Consider the following 9,781-nt stretch of genomic DNA (forward strand, 5'->3'; position numbering starts at 1 on the left):
CTCGGATAGATAGTTATCTGTGCGTTATCGCTACTCTGAGTCGACTGCGGGAGCCGGCTGAGCAGCCGTCTCGTTCGCAGCGACCGGCTGCTCCACGTTCACGATGGCATGATCGAGCAGCCACTGGTTCGCCTTCATGCGCTCGGCGGCCTCGCGCAGAGCGAAGCCGCGGCCGTTCTCCTGCATCTCGCGCTTCACGGCGTCCGGGTTCTGCGGGTTCATCGAACGGCAGGCGGCGTCGATGTCCTCGTCGGTGAGGGTCATCTTCTCGTGACGGAACAGCGCGTCCAGCGCGTAGCCCTGCACGAGCATCTCGCGGGTCTGCATCATCATGATCATGCCGAACTGCTGCTCGCCGCCCTGGCTTTGCACGAACTGCTCGAAGGGGATGCCCTGCTGCTGCAGCTGGCCGCGCAGGTTGGACACGAGCGTCTGCTGCATGGCCTCGTACACCTCGTCCTGAATGCGGCCCTCGAAACGCTTGGCCAGCTCGGATGCCGCAACCTGCAGCTTGTACGCCTCGTACTGGGCGCGACGGTCGGCCGTCAGGCGATCGGTTATGCCGCCGCGCAGAGCGGCCGCATCGCGGTACATGGGCAGGTTCTTGGCCACCCATTCGTCATCGATGGCGGGGACGACCTTTTTCTGCATCTCCTTGACGGTGACGGTGCAGTCGACGGTGTCGCCCTTGTCGTCGGCGTTCATGCCGGGCAGGTCGAAGGAGAACGACTTCGTTTCGCCCACGTTCATGCCGATGAGATGCTTCTCGAAGTCCTCGGGCATGAGGCCCATGCCGGTGAGGTACGTGCGGCCTTCGGTGGACAGGTTGTCCATCTTCTCGCCGTTCTGGAAGGCTTCGAGCGCCAGCAGGAAGCCGTCGCCTTTCTCCACCGGGTGCGGCTCGTCCGACACGAACTCCGCGTAGCTCTCGGCGATCTGCGCGATCTGCTCCTCGACCTCGGCCTGCTCGATCTCGAAAGGCGGCACGGTGATGGACACGGGCTCGTAAGACTTCAGCTCGTAGTCGGGCTTCGGCGTGACGCGAACCTCGAACGAGAAGGTCTGGCCGCGCTTGAGCGGACCGGCGGCCTTCGGAAGAGCCGGGAACGCCGGCGTGATGTTGCGCTTGTCGATGGCGAACGGCACGAGGTACTCCACGGCCTGCTGCTGCACGATGGCGTCGAGGTCCTTGATGCCCAGCTGCTTCTCGACGGCCTGCTCCACGGACATGCCCGGCGTGGGCTGCACGCCCATCTGCTGGGCGAACCTGTACTGAGCCGCCGTGAGGGCATGGCTGACCTCGGCGGTGGAGGCTACGGCCTCCAGCAGGATGCGTCCGTCGTCGAGCTTCTTTTCGGTTACCTTCATGAAGAGTCCCCTTCTGTTTCGATCGTCAAGCGCTCATTGTAGCGCATTACTCGTTCGACTTGAGGCTTTCCACCATGTCGATGCGGCGCAACTTGCCGCGCATGGCCAGCATCACGAGCACAGTGAACAGCATGGTCAGCAGAAACGCCAGCAGGAAGCTGGTCGGGTGTATGGCACGGCCGAACATGATCTGATCCACCTCGGCCGTGACCACGACGAAGCCTTCCATCCACACGCCCAGCACGAGACCGACCGCGCAGCCGATGGCCGCCAAGAGGAATATCTCGCGGAAGATGTAAGCGTTCATCTCACGCGGCGTGAAGCCGAGCACCTTGAGGGTGGCGATCTCGCGCATGCGCTCGGTGATGTTGATGTTCGTGAGGTTGTACAGCACGATGAACGCGAGCGCCGCCGCCGCGGTGACCAGCACCACGACAATCATGTTCACGCTCGACATCATGTCGCGGTACGCGTCGATAGTCTCGTCGTTGTACGCCACGGTCTTCACGCCTCCTGCGGCCAGAAGGTCGTTCGAGAACTGCACGCGCAAGTCGGGGTCGGACGTGGTGACGGCCAGCACGGTGCGGTAGTCGGGAGCCTTGCCCATAAGCTGCTCGTAGAGGGCAGGACCCATATAGGCGTAATGGTACACGTAGTTCTCGACGATGCCCGTGACCGTGGCCTCGTAGGACGTGCCGGTCGCGTTGCCGATGGCATCCTGCTCGGTCAGCGTGACGGCATCGCCTGCGCGCACGCCCAACTCCGCCGCCAGCTTCTCGGTGAGCACGAGGCCGTCGTCGTCCAGCTTCACCGGATGATGGCCGACGCGGGTGTTCAAGGCCACGAAGCGGTCGAACGATGCCGGATCCTCGGGCACGACCAGCTCCATGCGCTTGTCTTGCTCGTCCGGCCCGCCGGCCAGCATGTTCTGCCGCATGACCAGCGTATGCGCGGTGACGAGCGAGCCGTCGTCGAGCAGGTCGTCGATACGCCGCTGCTCTTCGCTTGACAGGTCGTCCGCCAGCGTAACGACGGCGTTGTACTTCGTGATCTCGCCGAACTGCTTGTCGATTATATCGTTGATGGCGTTGGACAACCCGAGACCCGTCAGCAAGAGCGCCGTGCAGCCCGCGATGCCGATGACCGTCATGACGAAGCGCTTCTTGTAGCGGAACAGGTTGCGGAACGTCACTTTCCACGAGAACGAGAGATGCCGCCACAGCGGACCGATGCGTTCGAGTACTATGCGCTTGCCCGCCTTCGGAGCGCGCGGCAGCATGAGCTGCGCCGGGCGCTCGCGCAAGGTGGCGGCGACGGCGGCCCAGGTGGCGAACAGCGTGACGCCGACGCCGAGCCCGGCTGCAAGCCCGGCGAACCCAGGATCGACGGGCAGCGGGAGCGGCAGCTCGGGCACGAAGTATATGATGCCGTAGGCCTTCATGATGACGGCGGGCAGCACTTGGGACAGCGCGAGGATGCCCAGAATGCTGCCGATCCCGCTGGCCGCGGCTGCGTATGCGAGGTATTTGGAGGCGATGCGCGTGCGACGGTAGCCAAGCGCCTTGAACGTGCCGATGAGGGCACGCTCCTCCTCCACCATGCGCGTCATGGTGGTGAGGGCCACGAGAGCCGCCACGAGGAAGAAGATGAACGGGAACACCGCGGCGATGCTGTCCACGCGGTCGGCGTCCGCCTCGAAGCTGGCTGCACCGTAGTTCGCCGTGCGGTCCATGACCAGCCATTCGGGGCGCTCCAGATCGTCGATCTGCTTCTGGGCGTCGTCGAGGCGACGCTCGGCGTCCGCCAGCTGCGCATCGGCGTCGGATTTCTTCTGCTCGTATTCGGCGAGGCCGCTGTCGTAGTCGGCGCGACCTTGTTCGAGCTGGGCGCGGCCGTCCTGCAGCCGAGCGGCGGCGTCGTCGAGCTGCTGCTGAGCCGCGGCGATCTGCGCGTCGGCTTGCGAGCGCGATGAGGCGAGATCGGCGCGCGCCTGATCAAGCTTCCGGGCGCTCGCGTCGAACTGAGCCTTCCCCCCTTCGTAGGCGGCCTGCTGCTGTTCGAGCTCGACCTTGGAGGAGTCCAAGACGTCCTGCTTGCCCTGGAGCTCGGCGCGCGCTGCCTCCAGCTTGGGCTTCTGCACGTTGACGAGATCGTCGAGGGTGGCCTGGACGAGAGCCATCTGCGCCCGGAGATCCTGCTGTTGCGCTTTGAGGGCGTCTTGCTCGGCGCGCAGTTCGGCGATCTTCTGCGCGTCCTTGTCGGGATCGAGCTGCTTGATCTGCTCCTCCAGCGCGTCGATGCCCTTCTGGATCCGGTCGACGCCGGCCGCTGCGTCGGCGACGCCGGCCTGCGCCCGAGTTATGCCCGCGTCAAGCTCGTCGGATTGCCGCTGCCAATCGCCCCACGCCGCCGCGAGGGCGTCGGCGCCCTGCTGCCACTGAGCCCGGGCCGCTTGGAGCTGCCCTGCGGCATCGTCCAACTGCGGGCGCTGCGCGTCGAGCTGCGCCTGCCCTTCGGCTATCTGCCGTTCGGCATCGTCCAGCTGCGCCTGAGCGCTCGCACGCCGGCTCGCCAGCTCGGACGCGCCGCTGTCGTAGGCCGCCTGGCCGTCGGCCAGCCCCTGCTCGCTTGCGGCGATCGTCGCGGCGGCATCGTCGAGCTGGCGCTTCGCATCGTCCAGTTGCGACTGCGCGTCGGCCCTCTCGCGCTCGTAGTCGGCACGCTTCTCGTCGAGCTCCTTCTGCGCATCGGACTTCAGCTGATCGACACGTGCCTGCTCGCGCTCGGGCGCAAGCGCCTTGATGCGATCCGCCACTTCGTCTACGAGCCGCTGGTAGGCGTCGCTCGACGCGCGTTCGTTCGCCACCCCGCGCACCGCGAGGTACGCCTCGGTATAGGGAAGATCGGCCGAGAAGTCGCTCTCGGGCACGTACATATACTGTTGGATGGAGCCCGAACCCAGCGTGGTCTCGCCCATGCTCGAAGACGTTGCGTAGTACGGAGCGTTCACAAAGCCCGTCACCGTGTACGTGCGCGTGACGAGGGTCTGGTCCACGTCCTGCACGCCCTCGGTGATGGTCAGCGTGTCGCCGACGGCGATGGCGTCGTTCTCCACGAGGTTGGCCGACAGCACGCACTCCCCCGTCTTCTGCGGCCACGAGCCCCGGACGAGGAGGGGACGGTTCAGATAGTCGGGGTCGTCGGAACGCGCATGCACGCCGTCGGAGGTGTCGCTCGTGCGCGCCGCATCGGGCAGCGAATGCACGCGCGTGGCGTACTGTTCGCCGTCGATAGAGGCCATGACGTCGGTCTCGCGCGCGGGCATCACAGCCTCGACTCCCTCGACGTGGCGCAGCGCCGCGATGTCGTCGTCGGTGAGGCCGAGGGTCGAAAGCACGCGGATGTCCATGAGCGACGTGCCGTCGAAGTACTCGTCGGCCGCCAGCTTCATATCAGGCGCGGTCATGCGCAGGCCGACGTAGAAGCCCGTGCCCAGCGCGACGATGGCGGCGATGGCCAGGAAGCGCCCGAGCGAGTGGGTGATCGAACGCAGGGTCTCAGTGTTGAACGCGCTTTTCACGACGCGCCGGCTACCACTCGATCGCCTCGGCGGAAACAGGCGCCTCGTTCACTTCGACGCTCGCAACGCGTCCTTCACGGATGTGGATCACCCGGTCGGCGATGGCGGTGAACGCGGAGTTGTGCGTGATGAGCACCACCGTCTTGCCCGTGTCGAAGCACGTGTCCTGCAACAGCTTCAGGATGGCCTTGCCCGTGCGGTAATCGAGCGCGCCGGTGGGCTCGTCGCACAGCAGGAGCTTAGGGTTCTTCGCCAGCGCACGGGCGATGGCCACGCGCTGCTGCTCGCCGCCGGAAAGCTGCGCCGGGAAGTTGTCCAGGCGATGGCCCAGGCCCACCTGCTTGAGCACGGTTCCCGCATCGAGCGGATCCTTGCAGATCTGGCTGGCAAGCTCCACGTTCTCAAGCGCCGTGAGGTTCTGCACGAGATTGTAGAACTGGAAGACGAACCCGATATCGTAGCGACGGTAGTACGTGAGCTCCTTCTCAGAGAATGCGCTGATCTCGCGACCGTCGAGCATGATGGTTCCCGACGAGCAGGCGTCCATCCCGCCCAACATGTTCAAAAGCGTCGTCTTGCCCGCGCCCGAGGGGCCCACGACCACGACGAGCTCGCCGCGCTCGATGTCGAAGGTCATGCCGTCGACGGCAGCCACCTCCACCTCGCCCATGCGGTACACCTTGCGCACGTCGCGAAACTCCACGAACGCCATGTCGCCCTTCTTCCGTCAGCCCGAATACCGGTTTCCCTCACCATACACGAACCCACATCCCAACGCCAGCGACAACACGCCTGCCCTGCGAACAAATTCCACGGATCCGATCAACGGCTCGCAGCTTGCCGGATGCAATGCGCAGGTTATGGCAAAAGTGCGAGATTTCTTGTTCTTTCAATCCCCCTATGACCTCAAGGCCGCCAGTCATGGTATTTCTTTGCTCGAACGTTATCTTGATGGGCTGCGTCCTGGCAATACGAATCCAAGCCGCTCCCCCTCCCTGCAGGAGCAAAGCGTGATCTCGCTACTCTTTTGAAAGGCTCGTCATGAATGAGACGGTTCTCATAGTCGAAGACGATTCGGATATTATCGAAATCCTGAGCCTCTATCTATGCGGTAGCGACTACCAAGTCGAAACCGCTGCGAACGGAAAGCTGGGACTCGAGCTGCTTGAGCGCAAGTCCCCTTCCGTCATACTCGTGGATTTGATGATGCCCGAAATGAACGGGTTTGACTTCATCAAGGAAGCTCGCTCGGTTTCGAACGCGCCCATCATCATCATTTCGGCGCGCAGTCAGCCCACCGACAAGATGCTCGGCTTGGATTTGGGTGCCGACGGGTACATCACGAAGCCGTTCGACCCGATCGAAGTGCTGGCCTACATTCGTGCGGTTCTCAGACGCTGCAATGCATTGTCCGCAAGCGGCCCAAGCAACATTTCACCAGACGGTTCGGTCGTGCGCATGGGTGCCATAGAATTTGACAAAGAGTCCTTGATCGTTCGGAAGAACAGCAACGTGGTTTCCTTTACGGCCTCGGAATTGAAGATATTCAGCAAACTGTTCTCCTCGCCCGGCCGCGTGTACACGAAGGCGCAATTGTATGAACTGATCAGCGCTTCCTCGCATGGCGGAGGCGAGGACAGCATCATGGTTCACATATCCAACATCCGCTCTAAGATAGAAGACGATCCCAACAATCCGGCGCATATCGTTACGGTTCGTGGATTGGGATATCGTTTTGAGGGCTGATGCGACATCGGTGAAGCTGGGGGTGGAGTCGCTGCTTTCCAGCTTGGCGTTTCGGTGCATGTCGATCGTGCTTGTTTATGCGGTCTTGATCATGGGCCTGTTTTCGGCTGTCGGCTACCTCGCGGACTCGCGCCTCAACAGCGCGTTTCCTTCCATCGACGATCTGGAGAAAAACAGGGTCGCGCTGGAAAACGACTCTTTCAACGAATTGAGAAACTCGATACCGCCATCTGCTCAGATGGTGATATTCGATCAGAACGGAAACCGCCTCTATGCCAGCGATGACGATGTCGCCAAATCGATCGACGCCAACGACCTGGAAATCATCAACGGAACCGAAGAAGATCAGGTGTTCTACGAGGTTTTGCAGCGCTTCGATGCCCGCTACGGCACCGTGTATGAAATAAACTTATGCGGAATGAGCGGGATCGGGAGTTCGAAGATAGTCTTGTCCTCATGCGTTTGCAAGCTTGATGGAACGATCGTCGAAGGCGACCTGTTCGCCGGTCGCGAATCGCTGAGCAAGCGGGAGCTTTCCCTGATAAACGGGGAATTCAGCGCAAACAAATCTATCCAGAAGCTCGAATACGTTACCGTCGACAATCAGCCCCGCACCCTTGTTTTTATCTCCTCGAATGTGAGCGAAGCAACATACGATGAGCTGATCAGCCAAAACGGGATGATTTGGCTTTCTTCTATCCCTGTCGCGGTTGCCTTCACGGCAATTGCCGCCGTGGTGCTCGTGAGAATGATACGCAGGGCGGCAAAGCCGCTCGACGCTGCCATTACCGCATGCAAGGAAGGCGGCGAAAGCCCCGACGGCATGCATCGCGTTCCAGCTGAGCTGGTGCCGACATACGATAATTTTCTCGAGCTGATGGAGGAGCTTAAGGCCGCGCAAAACGACAAGCAGCGCATCGTTTCGGATATTTCGCATGATCTGAAAACGCCGTTGACGGTGATAAGGGGGTATGCGCAGGCATTCGAGGACGGATGCGTGCCGCCCGAAAAAGCCGGAGAGTATCTGAGGGCAATGAAGGAAAAAACGGACGAAGCCTCCCAGCTCATCGATTCGCTGTTTCTTTACGCCAAAACGAACCACCCCTCGTACAGCCCTCAGCTTGTGCGGATGGACGTTTGCGAAGCGGTTCGTCGCATTGCGGTGGAAATGCTTCCGACTATCGAACAGCGCGCCTGCCGCCTTGACGCGGCAATCCCCGACGATCCCATTTGGGTGCGCGCCGACGGCTCGTTGCTGGCGCGCGTGCTTGGCAACCTGATCAACAATGCATGCGTGCATAATCCTGGCGGCGTCACCGTTCGATTGACCTGCAAACGCACTGAAAGCGAGGCGGTGATCGCCGTAGCGGATGACGGCGCGGGAATTCCCGAATCCATACGCGACCATGTGTTCGAGCCGTTTGTGACCAGCAATGACGCACGCGAATCGGGCAAGGGCACCGGCTTGGGGCTTTCCATCGCCAAACGTTTCATAGATTTGCAGGGTGGAACGATTGCCGTTTCAGCTCAGCCCGAAGAAGACTTCGAAACCGAGATCGTCGTGACTCTTCCGCTGGCATAGCCCCTTTCGTTAAGAAACCTTAAGGCTGTCTTCAGCCTAAGCAAAGGATGGCTTTTCATAGTGAAAAGCGTATGTCCTTTGCTTGAAGGAGAGCTATGAAGAATCCTCTGATACGCTGCGTCGCGCTGCTTGCGCTGCTGCTTGGCCACATCGGACTGGCGGGATGCGCCGCAACCCAGGAAAAGCATGCTGAAAACGATTCGATCGACAACGAATTGGCGGACGCGAGATACGATGAGCCCGAAGAGCGCGTTTTGGTCTCAGACGATCGGAGCAACGGAAAAGCGTCGAAGGAGATAGTTTGCTGGGGCGACAGCATGACCGAAGGAGCCGGTCGCGATCCAGCCGTGATCGCGACCGGCGACGGCGTCTTCGATGCCAGCTATCTGTCGTATCCTGACGTACTTCAAAAACTGACGGGTATGACCACCTGCAATTTCGGCGTGTCGGGCGCGACATCCGAAGAGATCGGCATTATGCAAGGAGCCATCGAGGCCGATGACGAGGACGAGCGCCTCTTCATCGATGAGGAAGTGGCCGAGCTGGCAAAACAGCATACGGGAACGATACTGGTGCTGGAAATGGGAAGCAACGGCGGCTGGGACGGCGATTACGCAACGCTCATAGAGCAGTACCATGCGATCATCGAAAACTCCGGATGCGAGAACTTCATCATCATCGGCGACACTGACGACCCCGGAACTTCGTTCGGCGATCCAAGTCAAGAGGCTTTCGAGCCGGGCGAGACCGGCCGTCAAACCGAGTGGGAGGCCGCGCTGACCGCAGAATTCGGCGACCGCTTTATCAACATGCGCCAGTTTCTCATCGATGACGGGTTGGCGATCGCAGGGCTTACGCCCACCCGAGAAGATGCAGAAGATGCTGCCGTAGGCTGCATATCCCTGCAGCTACGCTCAGACTGGACCCATTTGAATTCTTACGGATACTACGCAAAGGCGCAGGCGGTGTACCAGAGAGGCGTTCAATTGGGCTATTGGTAAACCCAAAGAAACCTTTAGAAAGCGTTTAGGAAACGAAAAGGTTGCTCTCTTACTGTGGAACACGAGGCAAATACGTAAGAGAGGTTTCCCATGAAATCCAAGAGCAATGTGCTGGAGTATCTGGCCGAGGCCGCGAAGCGGCGGCCCGGCGATACGGCCGTTGTCGACGAGTTCGGCAGCTATACCTACAAGCAGTTGCAGGACGATAGCGCAGCGTACGGCGCAGCGCTATCCGAATACGACGTGGCAAATCGGGGCGTGGTCATCATGGTGGAAAAATGCTATGACACGCTTGCCATCATGCTGGGCACGCTGTTCGCATCCGGATATTACGTGCCGGTCGATCCATCGGTTCCCCCCGTGCGACTTGCGCACATCGTCGCGACATTGGGAAGCCCGCTCTTGGTGGCCGACGAGGAAGCCCTGCGGGGCCTTCAACTCGAAGACGCGTGCAAGATCGTTTCCTTGGAGGAGCTGCATAGCCAGCGCGCCGGGATACAGCAG

8 protein-coding genes are annotated in these 9,781 nt (G+C 61.3%); 5 read left to right on the top strand and 3 right to left on the bottom strand.

Annotated features, from left to right (window positions below; translation table 11 throughout):
• Positions 1 to 30 precede the first annotated feature (30 nt).
• The 3 genes from ACMO6A_RS09230 to ACMO6A_RS09240 are packed head-to-tail and all read right to left on the bottom strand — an operon-like array spanning position 31 to position 5,660.
• Positions 31 to 1,368 (bottom strand): trigger factor, encoded by a 1,338-nt coding sequence (locus tag ACMO6A_RS09230; protein WP_009306361.1) that lies wholly within the window; start codon positions 1,366 to 1,368, stop codon positions 31 to 33.
• A 46-nt stretch (positions 1,369 to 1,414) separates the two neighbouring features.
• On the bottom strand, positions 1,415 to 4,948 hold the full coding sequence (locus tag ACMO6A_RS09235) for an FtsX-like permease family protein (protein WP_009306362.1): 3,534 nt from the start codon (positions 4,946 to 4,948) through the stop codon (positions 1,415 to 1,417).
• Between the two features lie 10 nt (positions 4,949 to 4,958).
• Complete coding sequence (locus ACMO6A_RS09240; RefSeq protein WP_009306363.1) at positions 4,959 to 5,660, bottom strand: ABC transporter ATP-binding protein; 702 nt, start codon at positions 5,658 to 5,660, stop codon at positions 4,959 to 4,961.
• Here ACMO6A_RS09240 and ACMO6A_RS09245 point away from each other — a divergent pair.
• From ACMO6A_RS09245 to ACMO6A_RS09265, 5 genes are all read left to right on the top strand, one after another.
• Positions 5,659 to 5,979 carry an Ldh family oxidoreductase gene (locus ACMO6A_RS09245; protein ID WP_139019509.1) on the top strand — a complete coding sequence of 107 codons (321 nt, stop codon included), beginning with the start codon at positions 5,659 to 5,661 and terminating at the stop codon, positions 5,977 to 5,979. The genes ACMO6A_RS09240 and ACMO6A_RS09245 overlap by 2 nt on opposite strands.
• Positions 5,980 to 5,989: 10 nt before the next feature.
• Entirely contained in the window at positions 5,990 to 6,694 is a 705-nt protein-coding gene (locus ACMO6A_RS09250) for a response regulator transcription factor (RefSeq protein WP_015760991.1), read from the top strand.
• The gene (locus tag ACMO6A_RS09255; protein ID WP_418471137.1) at positions 6,666 to 8,276 is read left to right on the top strand and encodes a sensor histidine kinase; all 1,611 of its coding nucleotides are present in this window, start codon (positions 6,666 to 6,668) and stop codon (positions 8,274 to 8,276) included. The genes ACMO6A_RS09250 and ACMO6A_RS09255 overlap by 29 nt, the downstream gene beginning before the upstream one ends.
• Positions 8,277 to 8,371: 95 nt before the next feature.
• Positions 8,372 to 9,277, top strand: coding sequence for an SGNH/GDSL hydrolase family protein (locus ACMO6A_RS09260; protein WP_114538265.1), 906 nt, complete (start codon positions 8,372 to 8,374; stop codon positions 9,275 to 9,277).
• Positions 9,278 to 9,367: 90 nt separating this feature from the next.
• Positions 9,368 to 9,781, top strand: a 414-nt coding sequence (locus ACMO6A_RS09265; RefSeq protein ID WP_418471138.1) for an AMP-binding protein, incomplete at its 3' end; no start/stop codon positions are given.

The sequence above is a fragment of the Eggerthella sp. genome (assembly GCF_048329335.1).
Classification (GTDB): domain Bacteria; phylum Actinomycetota; class Coriobacteriia; order Coriobacteriales; family Eggerthellaceae; genus Eggerthella; species Eggerthella lenta.